We start from the raw sequence: 21200 nt of genomic DNA, 5'->3' as shown, positions 1-21200 counted from the left end.
GGCCCGCTTTTCGGCGTGCGTTTGCATTCATGTCGCCTTGGCGGCGGAAGGGATATCCAGCCAGCCGGCATCGATTTCGGGCAGCGGGATGGCTGAGATCAGGTCGCGCGTGTAGCTTTGCCGTGGGTTGTCGAACAGGGCATCGGTGGCGCTGGCTTCGACGATCACACCTTCGCGCATGACGATCACTTGCCGGCACAGCCGCCGAATGACCGACAGATCGTGGCTGATGAAGGCGACTGTCAGGCCCATCTCGGCCGCAAGCTTCTCCAGCAGGGTCAGGATCTGCGCCTGTGTCGACACGTCGAGGCCGGAGACGATCTCATCGGCGAGCACGAATTTCGGCGACAGCGCCAGCGCGCGCGCAATGCCGACGCGCTGGCGCTGGCCGCCCGACAGTTCGTGGCGGTAGCGGCTGGCGAAGCTCTGCGGCAGGCCGACGCGCTGCAAGGCTTCGGCGACGCGCGCCTTCAGATTGTCGCCAAGGCCATTCTGCTTCAGTGGTGCGGCGATGATGCTGGCGATGGTGCGGCGCGGGTTGAGCGACGACATCGGATCCTGGAAGATCATCTGCAGGTCGCGGCGCAATGGCCTGAGTTCCGCTTCCGGTAGATGGGTGATGTCGCGGCCGTCGAAGTTGATGCTGCCGGCGCTGGGTTCCAGCAGGCGCACCAGGGCGCGGCCGAGGGTCGACTTGCCCGATCCGGATTCGCCGACAATGCCGGTCACCGAGCCCCTGGGCAGGTCGAGGTCCAGGCCTTTCAAGATCTCGGCCAGCGGCGCGCGGCCGATCAGCGGCTTGCGTGTCATGTCGGGCAGCGCGACCTTCAGCCCGCGCACGGAAAACAGCGGCTCAGCCATGGGGCCGCCCCCAGGCCTGGTCGGCGGCGGTGATCTCGGCGGCAAGCCCGGCCAGGACCGCATCGTCCACCGGCTTCAGCGAGGCGAATGGATCGGTGTAGCGCGGTGTGGCGGCCATCAGCGCCCGCGTGTAGGGGTGTTGTGGGGCAGCGAAGAGGGCAGCAGTCTCGGCCTCTTCGACCACCTTGCCGGCATAGAGCACCGACACTTTCTGGCTGATCTTGGCGACGACGCCGAGATCATGGGTGACGAACAGGATCGCCGTGCCGTGGTCGCGCTGCAACTGCGCGATCAGCCGCAGGATCTGCTTCTGCACGGTGACGTCGAGTGCAGTCGTCGGTTCGTCTGCGACGATCAGCCGTGGTTCGGCGGCGAAGGCGGCGGCGATCAGCACGCGCTGGCGCATGCCGCCGGAAAGCTCGTGCGGGTAGGTCTTCAGCACGCGATCGGGGTCGCGGATCTGCACCTCGTCGAGCAACTGGCGAATTCGGGTATCGGCCCTCTCACCGCTCCAGCCCAGGATGCGCACCAGCCGGTCGGTCATCTGTGAACCGATGCGACGTGACGGGTTGAGCGCGGTCAGCGGGTCCTGCGGGATCAGCGCCGTGCGGGCACCGATCAGCGTGCGCCTTGCCTTTGGCTGCAGCCTGCCGAGGTCTTCGCCCTCAAGCAGCATGTCGCCCTCGACAATGCGCACGCTCGACGGCAAGACGCCAAGCACCGCCTTGCCGATCATCGTCTTGCCGGCGCCGCTCTCGCCAACCAGCGCGCGGACCTCTCCTGGATGCACGCAGAGTGACACCGAGCGCAGCACGCGCTGGCCGTTCGGCAGCACGGCGCTCAAGTCCCTGATGTCGAGGCAAGCGCTCATCGCAACACCGGGTCGAAACGCGTCTTCAACGCCTCGCCGAACTGGCTGAACGACAGCACCGTCAGGATCAGCGTGATCAGCGGAAACACCAGCACCCACCAGGCCTGGTGGATGGAAATCCGACCCTCGGCGATGATACCGCCCCAGGTCGGATCGTCGGTCGAGATCGACAGATTGACGAAGGAGAGGATCGCCTCGACGATGACGGCGATGCCCATTTCCAGTGACAGCAGCGCCACGATCGACGGCACCACATTTGGCAGCACTTCGCGCAGCATGATGCCGATCCGGCCATAGCCGGCGATGCGGGCATTCTCGACATAGTCCATGCGCGACTGGCCCATCGTCTCGGCGCGGATCACCCGGCAGAAACGCGTCCAGTCGATGACCGCAATGGCGATGATGACGGAACTGAGCCCGGTGCCGAGCACGGCGACCAAAAGGATGGCGAACAGCACCGGCGGGAAGGCCATCCAGACGTCGACGATGCGCGAGATGATGCGGTCGGCCCAGCCGCCGAAATAGCCTGATATCAGCCCGAGCGTCGAGCCGACCAGGCACGCGGCGATGGCTGCCGCGAAGGCGACAATAAAGGCGATACGGCCGCCGAAGATCAGCCGGGACAACAGATCGCGGCCGAGGCTGTCGGTACCGAGCCAATAGCCGGGCTCGGCGCCACTCATCCAGAACGGCGGCAGCCGTTCCAGCATCAAATCTTGCGCCAGCGGATCCTGCGGCGCGACCAGCGGCGCGAAGATCGCGGCCAGCAGCGCCAGCAACAGCCAGCCGCCGGCCAGCCACAAGCGCGGGGATACGCCACGCCTCGGAGCGCGCCCCTCATCCATGGCGCAACCTCGGATTGAGCAAGGCATACATCATGTCGACGGTGAGGTTGATCAATACGAACAGCAGCGCGAACACCAGCACGATGCCCTGGATCAGCGGCAGGTCGCGGTTGATGACGGCATCGATCGCCATATTGCCGAGGCCTTCATAGGAAAACAGCCGTTCGACGATGACCGTGCCGCCGATCAGGAAGGTGAACTGCACGCCGACAAACGTCAGCGTGGGCAGGGCGGCGTTCTTCAGCGCTTCGCGCAGGATGACCTGCGTTTCCGAAAACCCTTTCACCCGCGCCAGCACGACATAGTCGAGGTCGAGCACTTCCTTCAGCGACTGTTTCAACAACTGCGAAATGATCGCCGCCAGCGGCAGTGCCAGCGCAACAGCCGGCATCAGCATGTGTTTGAGGAGATCCCAGGTGAGATCGAAGCGGAGTCTCAGGATGCTCTCGGCCAGATAAAACTGTGTGACGAAGGGCAGGTCGAGCTGCGGCGACACCCGGCCGGAAATGTCGAAGATCGGCACCAGCACGCCGAACAGCAAGATCAGCACCAGGCCCCACAGGAAGTCGGGAATGGAAAGCGCTGCACCGCTGGCGATATCGATGCCGGCCTCGACCGCTGTGCCGCGTTCGCGCGCGCCGAGGACCGCGGTCGTGCCGCCGATCGTCACCGCCATCAGAAGGGCAACGATGGCGAGTTCCAGCGTCGCCGGCAGCCGGTTGAAGACAAGACCGAGCACATCCTGCCGCAGCGAGATCGAGGTGCCGAAATCGCCCCTGACAACGCCGGACAGCCAGATGAAGAACTGCTGCACGATGGTCTTGTCGAGCCCATAGAGTGAGCGCAGCCGGGCGATGTCGGCGTCCGTGGCGCCGGGCGGCAGCATCATCGCGATCGGATCGCCCGGAGCAACGCGGATCACGACAAAGACGACGACGGCCACGCCGAACAGCGTCACCAGCATCGTCAGAAGACGGATCAGGAATCTTTGCAGAAGCATGTAAATCTTTGCAGGAGCCCGCTGGCTCGTATGCCGGATAGGAAATGCGCGCCGTCTCGATGGACGACGCGCGGCAATCCCAGGCCGATATCAGGCTGGGGTCATCAGGGCCGGCAGCAACGCGCCGGACACGTGCTGCACAACATTGACGCCCTTGGCATGCACGATCGGCTGCGCATACTGCATCAGCGGCAGCACATAGGCCTGCTCGGCGATGTATTTGTCGACGGCCTTCCAGCCGGCAATGCGCTTGGCCTCGTCCTTCTCGCCCCATAGGGGGTTGATCATGTCGATCAGGTCCTGGCTGTCCCACACCGAATGCGGGCTCGGGCCATACATGGCAAAACCGGTCGAGGTGGTCGGATCGCCGATGGCATTGCCCCAATTGTAGAAGGCGGCCGGCGCCAGCTTGTCGGCGGCGCGCAGTTCGTAGTGCTTGGCGATCTCGTAGACCTCGATCGTCGCCTCGATGCCGACCTTGCGCCACATGCCGACGATCGCCTGGATCATCTCGTAGTCCTTGGGCTTGAAGCCCTTGGTCGTCTGTATCGTGAACTTGACCGGCTTTTCCGGCGAATATCCGGAGGCGGCGAGCAATTCCTTGGCTTTTTCCGGATTGTGCTCGACCTTGATCGACGCGTCGTAGGCCGTGTATTCCGGCGTCTCAAGCGTGTCGATCGGCTGGCCGTAGCCGCGCAGCAGGCGGTCGACCAGCAGCTTCTTGTCGATCGACATGACGGCGGCCTGGCGGACGTTCTTGTCCAGCATCGCTTCGATGTCGTTGAAGAAGATCATGCCGATGTCGGAGACGTTCTTGCACGAGCCGGCAAGGCCGTCCTTGGCGATCAGCCGGTCATACTCCTCATAAGGGATTTCGAGCGTCACCTGCGAGGAGCCGGACTCGACTTCGGCGACCCGGCTCGCCGCATCGGCAACGAACTTGATCGTCACATTCTCGAAGGCCGGCTTGCCGCCCCAGTAGTTCGGATTGGCTTTCAGCCGCAGGAAGGCGTTGCGCTCGAATTTCTCCACCATGTAGGGGCCGGTGCCGATCGGCGCCTTCTCGAAACCTTCCGCACCCACTTTCTCGTAATAGGCCTTGGGCATGATGTAGCCGGTCAGGAACGACATCCATTTGAAATACACCGGGTCGAACTGCACGACGTCGCCGGTGATCTTGTTGCCGTCGATCTTGAAATTGCTGACGTTCTTCCAGACGAACTGGATCGGGTTGCCGGTCTTCTCGTCACCCGCCCGCTGCAGCGACCAGACCACGTCCTCGGCCGTGAACGGCGAGCCGTCATGCCAGGTCACGCCTTCGCGCACTGTCATCATGATCTTCGTGCGGTCGTCGTTCCAGCCCCATTCGGTGAGCAGGCCAGGCGCAAAGGAAAGGTCCGGCTTTTGCGGGATGAACTGGTCGAACACCGACTGGTAGAGGCCCTGGATCGTCGGGTTGACGGCCGAAGGTCCGGTGGTCGGATCCCAGGACGGCAGGTTGACGTTGTAGGCGATGGTCAGTTCGCCGGCAGCCTTGGCGATCTGCGGCAGGCCGATAGCGGCCGCCCCGAGTGCCGCGGCACTGTATCCGAGCAATTCGCGTCTGTTGATTGTCATGGTCGTTCCCCTTGTTGGTTTATTGTCTTTGCGCGGCGATCTCAGTTCATCGGTTCAGGCTCCTTGGGCAGCAGCGCCTTGCCCTTCTTCACCCAGAAAATCCTAGGCTCCTACCTCCCGCCAAGTTGTTGCGCGAGCATGTAGCCCGAGGCGGCACCGGTACCTGCGCCTGGCCATGTCGCGGCCCCCGTGAGATGCAGATTGCCGACTGGGGTGTTCCAGCCGGCGAAACCGCGCGCCGGTCGAAACAGGAAATTCTGCGCCAGATGGTGGCTGCCGCAGACCTGGTCGCCGCCGACGAGGTTCGGGTTCTCGCGCTCCAGGTCGATGGGCGAAAACACCGCCCGGCCAAGGATCTTGTTGCGCAGGCCGGGCGCGTAGCTCTCGATGATGTCGAGAACGCGCTCGGCGTAGTTGTCCTTGACCTTGTCCCAATGCGCGGGTGCGATCTTGCCGGCCGCATCGCCCAGGATTTCGGCGGGCAGCATGCGCACCTGCACCCACAGCACGTGTTTGCCTGCGGGCGCTCGTGTCGGGTCGATCGCCGTCGGCTGGCCGACGACCAGCACAGGTTCGTCCGGCAGCATGCCCGCTATCGCCTGCTGATAGGTGCGCGACATGGCGTCGAGCGAGGGAGACAGATGCACATAGGCAAACTGCCGCAACTCGGCGCCGGCGCGCCAGTCCGGCAGGTCGTCGAGCGCCAGATGGATCATCATCGTGCCTGGTGCGTGGCGAAACTTTTTCATCGCGGTGTCGAAGCCGGCGTCACCCGAACCATTGGGCAGCAGCTTGCCGGTCAACGCGCTCGGCGCCACGCCGGCGATAACCGCCTTGGTCGCGGTATGCGTCTCTCCGGAAGCGAGCCGCACGCCGGTCGCCTTGCCGGCGGAAACCGTGATCTCCGCCACCTCGGCACTGGTGACGATTGTGCCGCCGGCAGACGTGACCATGCCGGACAGCGCCCGGATGATGGTATCTGCCCCGCCCTTGCCCAGCACCATGCCGAAACTCTGGTTGGCCATCGATTCCAGATAGGGGAACACCGCACCGCCGGCGATGTCGGGCGCGAAGTCGAGATGCATGCCCCAGGTGGCAAGCGTTGCCCGCACATGAGGCGACTCGAAAGTCTCCTCCAACCAGGCGCGAGGCGACGACAGCAGCAGCCGGCCGGTATCGAGCGCGCCGGACACGCCCTTCTTGCGCCACAGGTTCCATGCCGTGCCGGCAAGCGCGCGGGCGCTCATCGGTGATCCCAGCAGCCGGAACAGATGCTCGGCCTCCGCCGGGAAGGCGGCGACCAGCCTGCGCCATGTTGCGGCATCCGCGGCTGAAAAGGCGGCCATGCGCGAGGCGGTCTTTTCCAGGTCGTTGCTGACGCCGAACCAGCGTCCGTCAGGGAAGGCGCTGGCAAAACAGTCGGCGACCGGCGCGAACTCCAGCCCTTGGCGGTTCAATTCATTTGCATATTTCCGGTGGAAGGCCGAGCCGGCAAACAAGCTCAAATTCATCGCCCCGAAATCGTGGCGGAAGCCTGGAAGGGTGAATTCGCGGGTCTGGACGGCGCCGCCGATTGTTGCACTGCGCTCGAAAATCCCGGTTTTCCAGCCTTTGAGCGCCAAATGCGCGGCGCATGCCAGACTGTTGTGGCCCGCTCCGACAAAGATGGCGTCGAACTCGCTCACGCCCCGTTCCCATTTCCTTTATGCTTAAAGATAATTGCAGATGCATATGTTTTCGTCTAGTAGGATATTAAGGGCCGAGACGAGCCTTGATCATCATCACGAAAGAGGGAACAGAGACCATGGACACCCAAAAACTCCTCGGCGAAGTCGCCGGCCAGCTTCTTTCAGGCGCCATCAAGGTGGTCGACCTGTCGGCGCCGCTCGGCCCCAGTACGCCGTTGATCAAGCTGCCGCCGGAACTCGCCGTCGACACGCCGAAGGTCGAAATCCACAACATCTCCCGCTATGACAAGAACGGCCCTTGGTGGGCGTGGAACTGGCTGAAACTCGGCGAGCATTCGGGCACGCATTTCGACGCGCCGCAGCACTGGATCACCGGCAAGGATTATCCCGACGGCGCCACCGACACCATTCCGGCACAGAACTTCGTCGGCCCTGTCAATGTCATCGACTGCTCGAAGGAAGCCGCCGCCGACCACGATTTCCTGCTCACCGTCGACCACGTCAAGGCATGGGAAGCCAAGCATGGCGCGATCAATGCCGGCGAATGGGTGGTGATGCGCACCGACTGGTACAAGCGCAATGGCTCCGAAGCCGAGTTCCTCAACGCCAACGAGACCGGCCCGCATACGCCGGGTCCGACGGCGGAAACCATCCAGTTCCTGATCAGCAAGGACATCAAGGGCTGGGGCAGCGAGACGATCGGCACGGATGCCGGCAAGGCCGGTGGCATGGAGCCACCATTCCCGGCGCATACTCTGATACACAAGGCCAACCGTTATGGGCTTGCCAGCCTCTGCAACCTCGACCAGTTGCCGCCGAAGGGTGCGATCCTGATCGCGGCCCCGCTCAAGATCGAACATGGCACCGGCAGCCCGATCCGCGCGCTGGCGCTTGTTCCGAAAGGCTAAGCGAAAGCGTTTTGACGTGAGCCCGCCGGATCACATCATCGTCGGCAGCGGCATCAACGCGCTGGTCTGCGCGGCGATGCTTGGCGGCAAGGGCGCGAAGGTGCTCGTCCTCGAGCGCAACGACCGCATCGGCGGCTGCATGCGCACCGAGGAGATCACCGCGCCCGGCTTCGTCCATGACGTGATGGCGACGACCTTCGTGCTGTTCATCACCTCACCGGCCTTTGCGGCGCTGGGCGCCGACCTCGCCCGGCACGGGCTGGAGTTCTGCCACACCGGCACGCCGACCGGCGTGCTGCGGCCGGACGGCAGCCACGCCGTGCTCGGCACCGACCGCGCCGCCAACATCGCGGCGCTCAATGCCATCGCCGCGGGCGATGGCGACAGGCATGCAGACGATGTCGGTGGCATCGAACGCAATGCCGGCCTGCTGTTCGGCCTGCTCGGCGGCAGCCTGTGGTCCTACCCAACGGCGAAGCTTTTGGCTGGCGACGGCTGGCGGCGCGGGCCGCGTGGCCTTGCCGCCTTTCTCGGCGAAGCGCTGGTGCCGGCGCGCAACTGGCTCGAAAGCACCTACCAGTCGGAAACCATCCGCGCGCTGTGGGCACCCTGGGTGCTGCATGCCGGGCTCGGACCGGAAGATGCTTTCTCCGGCCAGATCGCCAAGGTCATCGCCTTTGCGCTGGAGGCGGCCGGCGCGCCGATCGTCAAGGGCGGCGCGAAGAACCTGCTGTCAGCCTTCGAGGCGCTCATCACCGAACGCGGCGGTGTCATCTCCACCGAAGCCGACGTTGCTTCCATCATCCTGACTGGAGGTCGCGCCACCGGCGTGCGGCTGGCCTCGGGCGAAACGGTCAATGCGAAGAAGAGCGTCATCTGCTCGGTCACGCCGACGCAACTCTATGGCCGGCTGCTCGGCGCCGATGCTCCAAGGGGCGATGCCGAGGCGACGCGGAAATACCGTTACGGCAAAGGCAATTTCCAAATCCACTACGCCCTGGACAAGCCGCCGGCATGGCGCGGCGAAGGCCTGGACAAGGTCGCGTTGCTGCATCTGACGCCGGGATTGGATGGCGTGTCGAAAGCTTGCAACGAGGCGGCGCGCGGCATGCTGCCGGAGGTTCCGACCATCTGCGTCGGCCAGCCGCATGCGCTCGATCCCTCGCGCTGCCCGCCGGGCAAGGCGATCCTGTGGCTGCAACTGCCCGAGGCGCCGCGCTACATCAAGGGCGATGCCGCCGGCAAGCTGGGGACACCGGCCGATGGCCAATGGACCGAGGCGCTGCGGGAAGCTTATGCCGACCGCGTCGAGGCCATCCTCGCCAGCCATATCGACGGCTTCAAGGACAACGTCATCGCGCGCCGCGCCTATTCGCCGGCCGATCTCGAAGCGATGAACATCAATCTGGTTGGCGGCGACCCTTATGGCGGCTCGTCGACCATCGACCAGTCGTTCCTGTGGCGGCCGTTCAAGACCAGCCGCAACCATCAGACCGGCATCAAGGGCCTCCACCATATCGGCGCCTCGACCCATCCCGGTGCCGGCCTCGGCGGCGGCTCTGGCTTTCTCCTGGCGGGGAGGCTGTGATGGAACAGAAGGTCGCGGAAAAGCGCCAGCGCATTTCCACCTTGGGGCAGATCGGCCTGCAGCAATTCGCGCCCTATCTGATGAACCGCATCATGGGCCGCTACAACGCCACTTTGCGCGACGATTTCCGCAAGCAGGGGCTGACCATTCCGCAGGTCCGCACGCTGGCCGTGCTGTCGGTCACCGACGGCATCACCGTCAACGACCTCTCGGTCTATACGGTGATCGAGCAGTCGACCTTGAGCCGGACGCTCGACACGCTGGAGGGCCAGGGCCTGGTGCGGCGCGAGCAAGGGGTCACCGACAGCCGCATCCGCCATGTCTTCCTGACCGACGATGGCCGCGCCGAGTTCACCCGCGCCTGGCCGGCAATGCATGACGCGTTCGAGGCAATGTTCAACGATATCGACGACGCCGAATATTCCGCGCTCATCGCCACACTTTTGAAGATGCTCAAAAACATTCGCAAGCACGACATCTAGACCTACGCGCCGCCGGCGCCGGCGGTAACGGAAGGGAGAAAGAAATGGCCGAACGGTCTTTTGCCAAGGAAGTCGAAAAGCTGCGGCTCGGGTCCGGCGAGGAATTTGCCGGCGAAGGCATTCTCGCCATCACCAAGGCGCTGCTGCAATGCGGCGTCGGCTATGTCGGCGGCTATCAGGGCGCGCCGATCAGCCATCTTATGGACGTGCTGGCCGACGCGCAGGACATTCTGGGCGAGCTCGGCGTGCATTTCGAAGCCAGCGCTTCGGAAGCCACCGCCACCGCCATGCTGGCCGCATCGGTGCATTACCCGATCCGCGGGGCGGCGACCTTCAAGTCGACCGTCGGCACCAATGTCGCCTCCGATGCGCTCGCCAATCTGGCGTCCGGCGGCGTCACCGGCGGTGCGCTGATCATTGTCGGCGAGGATTATGGCGAGGGCTCCTCGATCATGCAGGAGCGCAGCCACGCCTTCGCCATGAAGAGCCAGGTCTGGCTGCTCGACCCGCGCCCCAATTTACCGTCGATCGTCAAGGCGGTGGAGGACGGCTTCGAGCTGTCCGAGATTTCCAACACGCCGGTCATGCTGCAGGTCCGCATCCGCTGCTGTCATGTCCATGGCCATTTCATCGCCAAGGACAACAAGCGGCCGCCGATGACGGTGGCCGATGCGCTCGACGCGCCACGCCGCGACACCGGCCGCATCGTGCTGCCGCCCGCCTCCTTCCTGCACGAGAAGGAGAAGGTGCAGAAGCGCTGGCCGGCGGCGGTGGATTTCATCCGCAAGAACAAGATCAACGAGATGTTCGGCTCGGATCATGGCTCGGTCGGCATCGTCATGCAGGGCGGCATGTACAATTCGGTCATCCGCGCGCTGCAGCGTCTCGGCCTCGCCGACACCTATGGCGACACCGACGTGCCGCTCTACGTGCTCAACGCCGTCTATCCGCTGATCGACGACGAGTTCCTGTCCTTCTGTGAGGGCAAGCAGTCCGTGCTGGTCGTCGAGGAAGGCCAGCCCAACTACATCGAGCAGGCCTTTGCGGCGATGCTGCACAAGGCCGGGCGCGGCACCAGGCTGGTCGGCAAGGAGCATCTGCCGATGGCCGGTGAATACACTGGCCAGGTCCTGCTCGACGGCATCGGAGCCTTCCTGCGCGCCGAGGCACCGCATCTGTTGCCGGGCGAGGTGCGCGCGCCCAACAAGGTCGGCGACGGCGTCGATACTGCCGACCTGATCAACGTCGTGCCGGGTCGTCCGCCGGGCTTCTGCATCGGCTGCCCGGAACGACCGATCTTTGCCGCCACCAAGCTGGTCGAGCAGGAACTCGGCAAGCACCACATCGCATCCGACATCGGCTGCCACCTGTTCTCGATCATGCCGCCATTCGAGCTCGGCGCCACCACCATGGGCTATGGGCTGGGGCCGGCCTCGGCCTCGGCCTTCAATTCGCCCGACGCCAAGCGCCGCTCGATCTCCTTCGTCGGCGACGGCGGCTTCTGGCACAACGGCCTGACCTCCTCGATCGGCAATGCCGTGTTCAACAAGAACGATGGCGTCATCATCATCGTCGACAATTTCTATTCGGCCGCCACCGGAGGGCAGGATATTCTGTCGTCGCGCGCGGGCAACAAGACCAAGTCGACGAAGCATCCGATCACCGAGGCGGTGAAAGGCATGGGTGTCAAATGGTTGCGCCACATCGACCGCACCTATGACGTGACCAAAATGCAGGACACGCTGCGCGAGGCGCTGACCACCGACGAGAAGGGACCGAAGGTCATCGTTGCCTCGTCCGAATGCATGCTCAACCGGCAGCGCCGCGAAAAGCCCCTTGTCGACAAGGCGATCAAGGGGGGCGAGCGCGTGGTGAAGCCGAAGTTCGGCATCGACGAAGACATCTGCACCGGTGACCATGCCTGCATGCGGCTGTCCGGTTGCCCGTCGCTGTCGGTGAAGTCGCTCGACGATCCGCTGCGCGACGATCCGGTGGCCCATATCGATCAGAGCTGCGTCGGTTGCGGCAATTGCGGCGAGGTCGCCGATGCGGCGGTGCTGTGCCCCTCCTTCTACCGCGCCGATGTCGTGCACAATCCGGGCCGCTGGGACCGCTTCCTCGAAGCGGCGCGGCGCGCCACCATCAGCCTGTTGCAGCGCCGCCGCGAAAGCCGGCGCCTGACCTTCGCCGATGCTTGACGCTGTCCCGCCATTCCGCCCCCGAGCCGGCGCTCACGACGACGAGCGCGTCATCAAGCTTGCCGTGCTGGCGGTCGGCGGCCAGGGTGGTGGCGTGCTGGCCGACTGGATCACCGACGTCGCCGAGCGCAACGGCTACATCGCGCAATCGACCTCGGTCGCCGGCGTCGCCCAGCGCACCGGCGCCACCATCTACTATGTCGAGATGGCCCGAGACACCGGCCGGCTGCCGGTCTTCGCGCTGTCGCCCTCGCAAGGCGACGTAGACATCCTGATCGCGGCGGAGCTGATGGAGGCTGGCCGCGCCATCATCCGCGGCTTCGTCACGCCAGAGCGGACGACGCTGATCGCGTCCTCGCACCGCATCGCCGCCGTCTCGGAAAAGATCGAGCCTGGCGACGGCCGGGCGTCCTCCTCGAAAGTGCATGCGACGGCGGAAGCCGCCTCGAAGCGCTTCATCGCTTTCGACATGGAGAAGATCGCCGCCGACAATGGCTCGATGATCTCCGCCAGCCTGCTTGGCGCGCTGGCCGGGTCCGACGCGCTGCCGTTCACCCGCGAGAGCTACGAGCACGCGATCGGTGCCGGCGGCCGCGGCGTCAAGGCCAGCCTTGCCGCCTTCGGCGCTGCGTTCGACCGCGCGCGCGGCACGGCGGCACCGACGCCAAAGATGGCAGAGCCGGCGGCTGTCGGATCTGCGCTGGGCGTAGGGCAGGTGAGTGGCCCGCAAAATCTGCTGCAAGGCTGGCAGGCCTTGGCCGCCCGCATCGATATGATGCCCGAGGCGGTGCGCAACATGGCGCTCAGGGGCCTGAGAAAGGTCGTCGACTATCAGGACATCGCCTATGGGGGCGAATATCTCGACCGGCTGGACAAGGCCATCGCGCTGGACGGGCCGGATCGCGGATATGACTTGTCGGTCGCTGCCGCGAAGCATCTGGCCAACGCCATGTGCTACGACGACATGATCCGTGTCGCCGATCTCAAGACGCGCTCGACGCGCGACCGGCGGGTGCGCCGCGAGGTCGGCGTCAAGGACGGTTCGGTTCTGCAGGTGACCGAATATTTCCATCCGCGCATCGAGGAGTTCTGCGGTACTTTGCCGGCAAACTTAGGCAGCTACATCGAGAACCGGCCTAAGCTCGCCGCCTTTCTCGACCGCCGCATCAACCATGGCCGCCGCATCCGCACCGACAGTTTCGCCGGATTTGCCGCGCTGTGGTTCATCGGTGGCCTGCGCCGCTGGCGCCGCCGCCTGCTGCGTCACCAGGTGGAGATCAGGCATCTCGAACTCTGGTACGCGCTGGCACTCGGCTACGTGCCGGTGGACTACGCGCTGGCCGTCGAAATCCTCAACTGCCGCCGGCTGATCAAAGGCTACAGCGACACCCACGTCCGCGCCCAGTCGAAGTTCGACCGGGTGCTGTCGGCGCTCGATCTGGTCAAGGGCCGTCCGGATGCCGCCGACTGGATCCACCGCCTGCGCGAGGCGGCACTGAAGGACGAGAAGGGCGACATGCTCGACGGCGCGCTGAAGACCGTGGCGTCGCTCTGAAGCAAGGCTACTTCAGGCGACGAGCCCTCGCATCGGCTTCACTGCAGCGGAATCGGGAAACACCTTGTCGCCGAGGACCGCGGCGGAAAGGCCGAACTGATCGGCAAGCAACCCTTTCAGCACTGCCCTGACATCACTGGTCGGCGCGAGATCGCGTTGTTCGTAAAGCTGAGCCGGCTTCAACCCCGGCCAGTCGGCGATGACGCGGCCGCCCTTGATCGCGCCGCCGGCCAGCAGCACAACGGTGCCGGTGCCGTGATCGGTGCCGACGGTGCCGTTGACCTGCGCCGTGCGCCCAAATTCGGTGATGGTGACGATCGCCGTGTCCTTCCAGCGCTCGCCCAAGCCCTTCTCGAATTCCTCGAAGACGCCGTCGAGGCCGCCGAGCAAGGTGGCGAGCCGGCCGGTCGCACCGCCTTCATTGACATGCGTGTCCCAGCCATCGAAGGCCAGGGCCGCAACGCGCGGCCCGTCATCGGCCGCGATCAGCCTGGCGGCGCCTTGTGCCGCTTGCCGCATCCCCGCCGCACTGTCGAGGCCGCCCTTCGGCTTCATTGTCTTGCCCATCTTGTCGTCCACGGCCATCCGGTCGGCGTCGAGCCCCTTTTGCAGCGCCACCGCGAGAACCGGGTCGCGGTGCTGGTAGAGATCGAGAACGCGCGACGCGAGCCCGTCGGCGGGCGTCGGCAGCGATAGAGGCGCCCAGCCAAGCACCGGCGCCGCCCCACGGATCACCAGTGGTGTCGACGGCCCGACGGCCAGACCGCCAAGCGTTGCCACGCGGTCGCCTTCTGGCAGGTTTTCCAGCGCTCGATTGAGCCAGCCGGTCGTGACATGGCCGGGGCCTGCAAAGCCGCTTTCCAGCACATCCTGGCCATCGAAATGCGAGCGCTCGCGATAGCCGGTCGCGGCCGCATGCACGACCGCCGCCTGGTTATTCCCATACAGCCGCGCAAACACCGGCATCGCCGGATTGAGCGCGAAGAAGCCGTCGAGCGGCAGCGCCGCATGCGGACCGCTTAGCGACAAGGCGATGTCGCCATGCAGGCCGGCATAGTCGGGATCGCCGACCGGACCGACCGCTGAGAGCCCGTCCAGCGCGCCGCGCAGCACGATGACGATCAGGCGCGGATCGCGATTGTCGGCGGCACGGGCAAAGCGGGGCATGTAGGCCCAGGCAAACAGCGCGCCGCCGGTCATCAATATCGCGCGGCGGGAGGGATCCGGTGTTTCGCACAGCAGGCTCATGATTTCGTCTCCACGGCAGCGATCTTCGCTGGAACTATCTGCGCTGGAATTATCGTCGTTGGAATTCCGGAGCCATCAGCAACAGCGCCAGCCCTTGCTGCTTGGATTCGGCCCTTGCGATCGCTTGCCTCGTCTCCGCTGAGGCGGCAGGGCCGATCAGCACATCGAGCATGTCGTTGGGATTGCCGATATCCCTAGCCTGCCGCGCTGCCTGCCAGGCGATGTCGAGGCGGACCTTCATGCCCTCCGCCGATGCCCAGCCGTCGACCCCGTCGGGAAAGCCGTTCGGCCCCGGCGGTTGCCACAGCGGCTCGCCCAGCGCGTTGAGCCAGCCGAGCGACTGGCCGGGATCGTTGGCCGGACCGGGGCCGGTCGCCCTTCGGATGGCGACGACATAGTCGAAGGGCGACCGCATCTTCGCCAACGGCGTCGACCACGCCTCCGGCATGGCGATGAGGGCGGCGGCCAGCGCCCGCAGATTGCCGTCGGTCTTGGCGAAGACCTTGGCGAGGCGGGCGATTGCAGACGGCGGCGGCGTGTCGGCGATGAAATGGCGGGCCAGCTTGGTGGCGATATGCAGTGCCGTTGCCGGGTGGCGGGCGATATCGTTCAGCGCGGCCTCCGCCTGTCCCATGCCGCCGGCAGGATAGGCCTTGCCGAGCAGCACTGCATCCCCCGGCTCATGTGCGTTTGCGTTGAAGACAAAATTGCCGGGCTCGCCCAGCCGCCCGTCGCGCCCGGCCATCGTCCAGCCTGTAAGGATGCGTGCGAAACTGGTGACATCGGCCTGGCTGTAGCCGCTGCCGACGCCGAGCGTGTGCAGTTCCAGGATTTCACGGGCGAGGTTTTCATTGAGCCCGCGCTTGCGGTTGCTACCCGCACGAGAGTCCGGCCCGACCGACTGCTGGTTGTCGAGATTGAGCAGCATCGCCGGATGATGCTCCACCGCCAGCAGCATGTCGGCAAAGCGGCCGAGCACGAAAGGGCGGATGGCCTCCCGCTCGAAGGCACCGGCGCTGGCTTCAATGAGGATGTCCTTCGCCACCGAAACACAGAAATGGTTCGACCAGAAACAGACGAGCCGTTCGACGAAGCCGGCCTTCGCCCGAACGGCCTTGTCGAAGCGCGCCTGTGCTTCCGCCCGGAACAACGTCGCCTCGACCTGCGGCACGACGGGTTTGTCGGTGGGGGCAGGCGCAAGCGCGGGGTGGGCTGGCGTGATCTGGGCGGGCAGGGCCTGTGCGGGCACAGCTTGGGCGCTCGCGGTCGCTGGCTGCGCTGCCGCGGCGGCCGTGCGCTGGCGCTGGAGCTGGAAATTTGCCGCCATGCTGGCCTGGATGGCCGGCGTGCTGCCCAGCAAGCCGGTATAGGCCGGATCGTCAAGCGAGATCATGGCGATGTCGGCTTGCCGCAGTTCCGCCCTGAGATAGCCGCGCGGATCGCCGGCCAGCATCTCGCGGTCGCCGGGCCTTGCACCAAGCCCGAAGCGGTTGAATGCGACGAGTACCGGATCTGGTGGCAGGGAATTGGAGGCCGGGACAGTCAAGTCAGCTCTCCATCGCCTGAGCCTCAAGCGCCTGGCGCATGAGGCTCGTTCGAGCCGTTTCGAGCATAGTCAACAGGGGGAGGAGGCCGGCACGGAGTGGCCGACCCCCGACGCGCATCCTACCAGTGATGCCGGCGGTGCCAGACATGGTGCCGATGCCAGGCGTAGAAGGCCGGGCCATGCCGATAGATGTAACGAGGGTAGACCACCACACGATTGGGCACGCAGCGTCCCCAGGGATTGGGATGCCAGCCCGGACCGCAGCCCCAGGCGGCATGCTCGACCAGCGCCGGCGCGGCAAGCGGCGCCATTGGCATCGCCGAGGATGCCGCAGCCGTCGCAACCGTTCCGGTCACGGCGAGAGCCGCGGTGAGCACGTATTTTGTCAAATAATTCATGGCCATACTCCGAAGTGTCCGAGGTTGAAAACCTGCACGCACATGGTCCGGCAGGTCCTGCCCTTCTCCTGTTAAACGGCGTCGTCGGCGCTTTCCGTCGGTCGTCACGGCGATTTTTTTGGCACCGCCGACAGTTGCGACCCAGCGCGTCTGGTGAGCCCTTCCGCCAGCACGCGGCGGCCCTCGGCGGAAGTTGCCGCCGCGAACTCGACGATACGCTGCTCAAGCCGCATGCGCACGGTGACGTCGGCATTGCGCGCCCGCTCCAGCGCCGCCGACAGGGCCGTCGCGTCCAGAACCGGCTGTCGCAGCAGGTCTGCCGCCTCGCGCCTGGCTTGCTGGCCGTCGAGGATGACCTGACGGGATTCGCGGCGAACGTCGCGCAACGCCTCGCGGAACACCGAGCGATCCTGCTCGGGAAGCCGGCCACCGGCCGTCTCCAATGAGTAACCCTGACCTGACTTGCCGCTTCTTATCCAGACGGCCCCGCCGGCAAGCGCCCCGGCCAGGAAGACGTTGAGCACCACCGACAGGGTGACAAGGTTTCGGCTCATGCTCATAGGTCTTCCTCGATCGCGTCGCGGTCCGGGCTGGCGTCGCCGAACGCCGTCGCATTGGCGTCCAGCACATAGTGGTCCGGCTGGACCTCGGGCGTGACGATGCTCACCAGGGCCAATCCGGCCACAGCGCCGGCCAGGCCAATGCCGGCAAGCCCCAGTCCGAGCCACCAGAACCGCTGGCGCCGGCGTTGGGCGAGGTACCGGCCGGCGGCCTGGACGATGCTGCCGTGCAGGGCCTTGTCGGGCGCGCCGACGCGGTAGCCGTCCAGCAGGGCGTCAAGTCTCCTGGCATGCTGCAAAATGGCCTGGCCAGTCTCGCTCGGCGCAAAGATCGCGGCGGCCACCCGTTCAGCCTCCGGCCATCGCCGCAAGTCACTGCCATAGGCCTCTGCCAGGGCCGCAAAGCGCGTGGCATCCATTGCCGGTTCGTTCCTGGACCCTTCAGCCATGGTCTCCCCCTTGCCCATCGGTGCCGCTTGCCCGGTTCTCACTCATCGGCGCCATCCCTGGCCAGGATCGTCTGCAGCGACCGCCGGCCGCGCGAAAGCAGGCTCTCCAGGGCGTCGACGCTGATCTCCAGGGTCGCTGCTGCCTCGACGTTGGACATCTCCTGGTAATAGACCAGGACGATCGCTTCGCGCTGGCGCGGCGCTATGCGTTGCAGCGCCCGCTCTACCCGCTGCGCGTCGTCCTGCGGATGGGCATCGGGAAGGGCCGCGGGATCGACCATCTCCGGCAGGTCGTCGGTCACCCATTCGCGCTTGCGGCGCAGCCGGTCGTAGCAGAGGTTCAGCGTCACCCGGTGGATCCAGCTGTCGAAGCGCGCATTGCCGCGCCGCCAGCCCGAGGCATGGCGCCAGATCCGCACGAAGGTCTCCTGCGCGACATCCTCCGCCTCCGCAGCATCGCCGAGCATGCGCACCGCAAGCGCCAGGATGCGCGGCAGTTTGCGCGCGATGAGCGTCTGCACGGCTGCCGGATCGCCGGCGCCGACGCGGCGAACCAGCTCCTCGTCCGGATCGGCGCTCATCAGCCGGCGCACTCCCGATGTTCATCGCACGTCATTGCCTCTTGGTCATTGCTCCTGCTTGGGAGCGGTTTTGTGGCCCGGCAGTTCGTCGGCCGTCAGGACGCCGTCGGAATTCTTGTCGAGCCTGGCAAAGCGCTTGGCAAAGAAGGCATCGAGTTCGGCGCGATCGATGAAGCCGTCATGGTTGGAATCGAGACGCGCGAAGGATTTGACGGGGTCGCCCTTGATGTTGCGCTTGGCTTGAAAGGCTTCCCATTCCAGCAGGCTGATCTTGCCGTCGCCATCCGTGTCGGCAGCCATGATCGCCTTTTCGCGCCGCTTCTGGAATTTGGCCAGCGTGATGTCGGACCTGGCCTTTGGCATGGCTGTTGCGGCAACCGGCGGCGTCGCGGCAGGCGGCTGCGTCGCTGTCTGGGCGAGAGCCGCTACGGTCAGCAGGCTCAAGGCAGCGGCAAGTATCGAACGGCGTATCATGCGTTGGCGTCTCCGGTGGCGCGTGGCCACGGCTTGAGCCGAGGTCACGCTTCAACCGTTAAACGCCGCGACGGCGGAAATCCGTCGGTCGCGCAATCTTGTTTCGGACGCATTTCCTGGATGCAAGGGCTCCGTCGATGGCCGCATTGACGTGCCAAACCCGGCGCCTCAGCGCTGGACGTGAACCCGTGCCAGGTTTGGCGCCGGTTCAAGCAAGCAAAACCGCGTCGGCAGGGACCTAGTCTGATTGGTCGGCCGCGACCAGCTGGTCTGGCTTGAAGCCGGCATGTTGCGGGGTCCACACGTCACCCTCGCGGTTGAACCAATGGCACATGAATATGCCCGAGGCCGCGCCGTCGCTTATGGTCATTTTCGGGCCTCCGGACTTCAGCCTGACGACGTCTCCGGTCTTGAAATTGTTGGGCATTTTCGACCTCCATTCAGAGGCTTAGAGTTTCACACCAAACCGGGGCCTCGACAATGGCCGATATGCCTCGCCGGCGCTGCAAGCCGTTGCTCCAGCGGCGGTTCGGCCTTAACCTTTCCGTAAATATTAGGCTGCTACTTGGACAGCGATGGCCTCGTGGCGGAGCGGCTACGCTGGAGACTGCAAATCTCTGAAGCCTCGGTTCGATCCCGAGGCGAGGCCTCCATCCTCACTTACCTGTCCGACAAAAGCAGCGAACGGCCGGAGCCGAGGCTCGGCCCAGTGACGGCGCCATTGATTGCTGCTTGAAGGAATGGTGCCGCTTAGGTGACTCGAACACCTGACCCCATCATTACGAATGATGTGCTCTACCAACTGAGCTAAAGCGGCCCGGGAGGCCAGAGCCTCCAAGATGCGGGGGTGATAGACTCAACCGGCGGCGAATTCAAGATGCGACTTGGCAATTCATGCGAGGCCGTCGAAAGCCGTCCGCCGCGTTGCTCGCCAATCGGTCGCCGAGTCAGGCTCGCGCGGTTCGCACCCTCCTGCTGGTGAAAATTGATGAAACACGCTGATTTCGTTGCCGGAACAGCGTCGGAATGGACTTTGCACACCCTGACAAGGCAGAATGCACCGCTCGCCCGTTGATTGATTGGTCGCCTGCGGCTAACGATCATGGCAAGGTTTGGGCAAACGTGCAGAGGGATCCGCTTGGACGCAATCGAAAAGGCGATCCGGAATGCCTTCGAGAAAGGCAACGCCGAGGACCGCGCGTTCCGCGAAAGGGTCTATAGATCGGCTTTTGCCGCGCTCGACCGTGCGCTCCAGGCCAATCCCGACGTGACGGTGGAAGTCGCCATCAAGCGCCGCAAGGCGATACAGGCGAAAATCACCGAAATCGAATCCGAGTATCTGCCGGCGGTGCCGGATGTCGGCCCGCAGGGCGATGCGCCGACGGTCGAACTTGGCGGGGACCCGGCTCCTGCGGTCGAGGTGGCTGCGGACCCCGCTCCTGCGGTTGAGACCGGGCAACCGGCATCACCCGTCGTTGTCGTTGACGAGCCCGTGCAATCCGCCTCCGATGCGCCTCGCTCGCGTGTGCTGCCAGTCGTTCCCGACATCATGCCGGACGCCGGCCTTCCCGGCGCGCCAGCCATCGACATGTCTGCTCCCGACTCGGCCGAGGCCGCGACGGAAGTGGCGCCCGATCGCGATGAACGGCGCATAAGGGGGCGTCGCCTGCCGCTGACCGCCATCTTCCTGACCGTGACTCTGCTTGCCGCTGTCGGTATCGGCCTGTTCTTCGCCGTGCAGACCGGTGTGTTCAAGACACAGGCGCAGCTCGACACCGCTCCGCCCGAAGCGCCGCCGACCGTCAACGACGACGACTTCACACCGGCCGATGGCGACACCGGCCCAGCAAAGCCCGGTGCCGCGGACCAGTCGCGCGACTGGATCAACGTGTTTTCGCCAACCGACGCGTCGCATGTCAGCGCCCCGTCGGATGCCAAGGCCGAAGTGATGAAGGACGACACCGGGTCGTTCCTGCGCATCCGTTCCGGAGCCTCCGGTTCGGCGATCAGCTTCGATGTCGGGCAAGGCGTGCTGGAACAGCTCGCGGGCAAGCATGCCGTGTTCGACATCATTGCACGCTCCGAAGAAGGCAAGGAGACGCAGATTTCCGTCGACTGCAACTTCGGCGAACTGGGCGACTGCGGCCGCAAGCGCTACGCGGTCGGCCAGCAGCAGAACGAATACCTGTTCGACGTGCAGTTTCCCAAGAAGCACCCGGGCTCGGCCGGCACGATCGCCGTCAATTCCGACTTCGACAAACAGGGCAAGGCGGCGGACATCTACGAAATCCGGGTCTCGGTCGAGCCGTAAGCGCATCCATGCAGGACAAG

20 protein-coding genes and 2 tRNA genes are annotated in these 21200 nt (G+C 65.1%); 7 read left to right on the top strand and 15 right to left on the bottom strand.

Going from position 1 to position 21200, the window contains the following annotated elements; translation table 11 throughout:
• Nucleotides 1-27: 27 nt before the first annotated feature.
• From AC1D2G_RS06495 to AC1D2G_RS06470, 6 genes are all read right to left on the bottom strand, one after another.
• A complete protein-coding gene (locus AC1D2G_RS06495) occupies nt 28-861 on the bottom strand; it encodes an ATP-binding cassette domain-containing protein (protein ID WP_477412771.1) in 834 nt (277 codons plus the stop codon).
• The gene (locus AC1D2G_RS06490; protein WP_477412769.1) at nt 854-1732 is read right to left on the bottom strand and encodes an ABC transporter ATP-binding protein; all 879 of its coding nucleotides are present in this window, start codon (nt 1730-1732) and stop codon (nt 854-856) included. Before AC1D2G_RS06490 ends, AC1D2G_RS06495 begins: the two co-directional genes overlap by 8 nt.
• Nucleotides 1729-2577 carry an ABC transporter permease gene (locus tag AC1D2G_RS06485; RefSeq protein WP_477412767.1) on the bottom strand — a complete coding sequence of 283 codons (849 nt, stop codon included), beginning with the start codon at nt 2575-2577 and terminating at the stop codon, nt 1729-1731. The genes AC1D2G_RS06490 and AC1D2G_RS06485 overlap by 4 nt, the downstream gene beginning before the upstream one ends.
• On the bottom strand, nt 2570-3577 hold the full coding sequence (locus tag AC1D2G_RS06480; protein WP_477412765.1) for an ABC transporter permease: 1008 nt from the start codon (nt 3575-3577) through the stop codon (nt 2570-2572). Before AC1D2G_RS06480 ends, AC1D2G_RS06485 begins: the two co-directional genes overlap by 8 nt.
• A 90-nt stretch (nt 3578-3667) precedes the next feature.
• The gene (locus tag AC1D2G_RS06475) at nt 3668-5194 is read right to left on the bottom strand and encodes an ABC transporter substrate-binding protein (RefSeq protein WP_477412763.1); all 1527 of its coding nucleotides are present in this window, start codon (nt 5192-5194) and stop codon (nt 3668-3670) included.
• A gap of 110 nt (nt 5195-5304) precedes the next feature.
• The gene (locus AC1D2G_RS06470; protein ID WP_477412761.1) at nt 5305-6879 is read right to left on the bottom strand and encodes a phytoene desaturase family protein; all 1575 of its coding nucleotides are present in this window, start codon (nt 6877-6879) and stop codon (nt 5305-5307) included.
• Between the two features lie 119 nt (nt 6880-6998).
• Between AC1D2G_RS06470 and AC1D2G_RS06465 the strand changes: the two genes are divergently transcribed.
• Genes AC1D2G_RS06465 through AC1D2G_RS06445 form a run of 5 tightly spaced genes read left to right on the top strand, consistent with a single transcriptional unit; the run spans nt 6999 to nt 13613 of the window.
• Entirely contained in the window at nt 6999-7790 is a 792-nt protein-coding gene (locus AC1D2G_RS06465; RefSeq protein ID WP_477412759.1) for a cyclase family protein, read from the top strand.
• Between the two features lie 16 nt (nt 7791-7806).
• The gene (locus AC1D2G_RS06460) at nt 7807-9378 is read left to right on the top strand and encodes a phytoene desaturase family protein (protein ID WP_477412757.1); all 1572 of its coding nucleotides are present in this window, start codon (nt 7807-7809) and stop codon (nt 9376-9378) included.
• Nucleotides 9378-9860 carry a MarR family winged helix-turn-helix transcriptional regulator gene (locus tag AC1D2G_RS06455; protein WP_095082552.1) on the top strand — a complete coding sequence of 161 codons (483 nt, stop codon included), beginning with the start codon at nt 9378-9380 and terminating at the stop codon, nt 9858-9860. The genes AC1D2G_RS06460 and AC1D2G_RS06455 overlap by 1 nt, the downstream gene beginning before the upstream one ends.
• A 44-nt stretch (nt 9861-9904) precedes the next feature.
• Nucleotides 9905-12058, top strand: coding sequence for a thiamine pyrophosphate-dependent enzyme (locus AC1D2G_RS06450; RefSeq protein ID WP_477412755.1), 2154 nt, complete (start codon nt 9905-9907; stop codon nt 12056-12058).
• Nucleotides 12051-13613: an indolepyruvate oxidoreductase subunit beta family protein gene (locus tag AC1D2G_RS06445; RefSeq protein WP_477412753.1), complete on the top strand. Its 1563-nt coding sequence runs from the start codon at nt 12051-12053 to the stop codon at nt 13611-13613. The genes AC1D2G_RS06450 and AC1D2G_RS06445 overlap by 8 nt, the downstream gene beginning before the upstream one ends.
• 12 nt (nt 13614-13625) lie before the next feature.
• Here AC1D2G_RS06445 and AC1D2G_RS06440 read toward each other — a convergent pair whose 3' ends face one another.
• The 8 genes from AC1D2G_RS06440 to AC1D2G_RS06405 all read right to left on the bottom strand — a co-directional run bounded on the left by AC1D2G_RS06440 (nt 13626) and on the right by AC1D2G_RS06405 (nt 19296).
• Nucleotides 13626-14861 (bottom strand): DUF1501 domain-containing protein, encoded by a 1236-nt coding sequence (locus AC1D2G_RS06440; RefSeq protein ID WP_477412751.1) that lies wholly within the window; start codon nt 14859-14861, stop codon nt 13626-13628.
• Nucleotides 14862-14910: 49 nt separating this feature from the next.
• On the bottom strand, nt 14911-16407 hold the full coding sequence (locus AC1D2G_RS06435) for a DUF1800 domain-containing protein (protein WP_477393353.1): 1497 nt from the start codon (nt 16405-16407) through the stop codon (nt 14911-14913).
• A 119-nt stretch (nt 16408-16526) separates the two neighbouring features.
• Nucleotides 16527-16805: a GCG_CRPN prefix-to-repeats domain-containing protein gene (locus AC1D2G_RS06430; RefSeq protein WP_095084283.1), complete on the bottom strand. Its 279-nt coding sequence runs from the start codon at nt 16803-16805 to the stop codon at nt 16527-16529.
• A 104-nt stretch (nt 16806-16909) separates the two neighbouring features.
• Nucleotides 16910-17365 carry a periplasmic heavy metal sensor gene (locus AC1D2G_RS06425; protein WP_477412749.1) on the bottom strand — a complete coding sequence of 152 codons (456 nt, stop codon included), beginning with the start codon at nt 17363-17365 and terminating at the stop codon, nt 16910-16912.
• Nucleotides 17362-17814, bottom strand: a complete 453-nt coding sequence (locus AC1D2G_RS06420) for a hypothetical protein (RefSeq protein WP_095084282.1) — start codon at nt 17812-17814, stop codon at nt 17362-17364. The genes AC1D2G_RS06425 and AC1D2G_RS06420 overlap by 4 nt, the downstream gene beginning before the upstream one ends.
• A gap of 38 nt (nt 17815-17852) precedes the next feature.
• Nucleotides 17853-18395 carry an RNA polymerase sigma factor gene (locus AC1D2G_RS06415; protein WP_477412747.1) on the bottom strand — a complete coding sequence of 181 codons (543 nt, stop codon included), beginning with the start codon at nt 18393-18395 and terminating at the stop codon, nt 17853-17855.
• A gap of 45 nt (nt 18396-18440) precedes the next feature.
• Nucleotides 18441-18869 (bottom strand): EF-hand domain-containing protein, encoded by a 429-nt coding sequence (locus AC1D2G_RS06410; RefSeq protein ID WP_477412745.1) that lies wholly within the window; start codon nt 18867-18869, stop codon nt 18441-18443.
• 238 nt (nt 18870-19107) lie between these two features.
• The gene (locus tag AC1D2G_RS06405; protein WP_095082538.1) at nt 19108-19296 is read right to left on the bottom strand and encodes a YodC family protein; all 189 of its coding nucleotides are present in this window, start codon (nt 19294-19296) and stop codon (nt 19108-19110) included.
• Nucleotides 19297-19446: 150 nt separating this feature from the next.
• Between AC1D2G_RS06405 and AC1D2G_RS06400 the strand changes: the two genes are divergently transcribed.
• Nucleotides 19447-19522 (top strand) — tRNA-Cys (locus AC1D2G_RS06400).
• An 88-nt stretch (nt 19523-19610) separates the two neighbouring features.
• Here AC1D2G_RS06400 and AC1D2G_RS06395 read toward each other — a convergent pair.
• Nucleotides 19611-19686: transfer RNA gene (locus AC1D2G_RS06395), tRNA-Thr, on the bottom strand.
• A gap of 321 nt (nt 19687-20007) precedes the next feature.
• Between AC1D2G_RS06395 and AC1D2G_RS06390 the strand changes: the two genes are divergently transcribed.
• The gene (locus AC1D2G_RS06390; protein ID WP_477412743.1) at nt 20008-21180 is read left to right on the top strand and encodes a hypothetical protein; all 1173 of its coding nucleotides are present in this window, start codon (nt 20008-20010) and stop codon (nt 21178-21180) included.
• Nucleotides 21181-21200: the final 20 nt, after the last annotated feature.

Source organism: Mesorhizobium sp. P2_C7 (genome assembly GCF_056404515.1).
The sequence above is the reverse complement of the archived record's forward strand: the minus strand, read 5'-3'. Positions and strand labels throughout refer to the sequence as shown.

Coding starts and splice junctions, on each gene's coding strand:
- AC1D2G_RS06425 (WP_477412749.1), bottom strand. CDS start 17,365: ATGAGCATGAGCCGAAACCTTGTCACCCTGTCGGTGGTGCTCAACGTC.
- AC1D2G_RS06440 (WP_477412751.1), bottom strand. CDS start 14,861: ATGAGCCTGCTGTGCGAAACACCGGATCCCTCCCGCCGCGCGATATTG.
- AC1D2G_RS06415 (WP_477412747.1), bottom strand. CDS start 18,395: ATGAGCGCCGATCCGGACGAGGAGCTGGTTCGCCGCGTCGGCGCCGGC.
- AC1D2G_RS06420 (WP_095084282.1), bottom strand. CDS start 17,814: ATGGCTGAAGGGTCCAGGAACGAACCGGCAATGGATGCCACGCGCTTT.
- AC1D2G_RS06450 (WP_477412755.1), top strand. CDS start 9,905: ATGGCCGAACGGTCTTTTGCCAAGGAAGTCGAAAAGCTGCGGCTCGGG.
- AC1D2G_RS06475 (WP_477412763.1), bottom strand. CDS start 5,194: ATGACAATCAACAGACGCGAATTGCTCGGATACAGTGCCGCGGCACTC.
- AC1D2G_RS06480 (WP_477412765.1), bottom strand. CDS start 3,577: ATGCTTCTGCAAAGATTCCTGATCCGTCTTCTGACGATGCTGGTGACG.
- AC1D2G_RS06410 (WP_477412745.1), bottom strand. CDS start 18,869: ATGATACGCCGTTCGATACTTGCCGCTGCCTTGAGCCTGCTGACCGTA.
- AC1D2G_RS06495 (WP_477412771.1), bottom strand. CDS start 861: ATGGCTGAGCCGCTGTTTTCCGTGCGCGGGCTGAAGGTCGCGCTGCCC.
- AC1D2G_RS06405 (WP_095082538.1), bottom strand. CDS start 19,296: ATGCCCAACAATTTCAAGACCGGAGACGTCGTCAGGCTGAAGTCCGGA.
- AC1D2G_RS06430 (WP_095084283.1), bottom strand. CDS start 16,805: ATGAATTATTTGACAAAATACGTGCTCACCGCGGCTCTCGCCGTGACC.
- AC1D2G_RS06485 (WP_477412767.1), bottom strand. CDS start 2,577: ATGGATGAGGGGCGCGCTCCGAGGCGTGGCGTATCCCCGCGCTTGTGG.
- AC1D2G_RS06490 (WP_477412769.1), bottom strand. CDS start 1,732: ATGAGCGCTTGCCTCGACATCAGGGACTTGAGCGCCGTGCTGCCGAAC.
- AC1D2G_RS06465 (WP_477412759.1), top strand. CDS start 6,999: ATGGACACCCAAAAACTCCTCGGCGAAGTCGCCGGCCAGCTTCTTTCA.
- AC1D2G_RS06455 (WP_095082552.1), top strand. CDS start 9,378: ATGGAACAGAAGGTCGCGGAAAAGCGCCAGCGCATTTCCACCTTGGGG.
- AC1D2G_RS06445 (WP_477412753.1), top strand. CDS start 12,051: ATGCTTGACGCTGTCCCGCCATTCCGCCCCCGAGCCGGCGCTCACGAC.